The sequence below is a fragment of the Rothia sp. HMSC065C03 genome (assembly GCF_001837295.1).
Lineage (GTDB): Bacteria > Actinomycetota > Actinomycetes > Actinomycetales > Micrococcaceae > Rothia.
Genome location: NZ_KV831989.1, coordinates 1 through 549, shown reverse-complemented (window position 1 = coordinate 549; position 549 = coordinate 1). Strand labels below are relative to the sequence as shown.

At 60.3% G+C, this 549-nt stretch carries 1 protein-coding gene; it reads right to left on the bottom strand.

Translation table 11 applies throughout. From position 1 onward, the window contains the following. Window positions 1-549: hypothetical protein (locus tag HMPREF2605_RS09510; RefSeq protein WP_168167586.1), on the bottom strand; the 549-nt coding region annotated here is incomplete at both ends.

The window sequence follows — 549 nt, the reverse complement described above, 5'->3', positions numbered from 1 at the left end:
CTGCTCTTCGGGGGTGAGGCTGTTCCAGTATGCTTCTTCAGCGATGCGGTCCTGTTCGTCCTCATCGGGGGCGGGCTGCTGCGGCAGACGGAGTGCACCAGGGTTGTCGTACTGGCCGGTACCGAAGGCGTCCAGGGTGATGGCGCCGTGTTCCTTTTCACGCAGCGGGTGGTCGCAGTTCAGCCATGCACGTGCTTCACCGAGATTGATGGGCTTGGTCAAGCGGTACAGGCGTACTTCCTGGTTGAGGTCGTACAGGTGCAGCTTCTGGTTCTTGAAGGCTTCACGGGCTTCTTGTTCGTTGAGGTAAGTGAACATGTAGTCGCCGCATTCTTGCCAGTAGGGTGCGTCCAGGCGCGGGTCGTCCCAGGTGAGGACCTTGCCGTCCTTGCGCTTGTAGGTGGGGCGGCCTGCAGGTGGGTTGTTGACTTCTTTGCGGCCTCGGTTGGTGTGTACGAGGTAGCCGTAGACGCCGGGTTCGTTTTCGAGTTCGGTGTCGAGGGTGATGCGGTCTCGTTTCTCAGGGCCAGGAACTACCCAGTGCTTCTC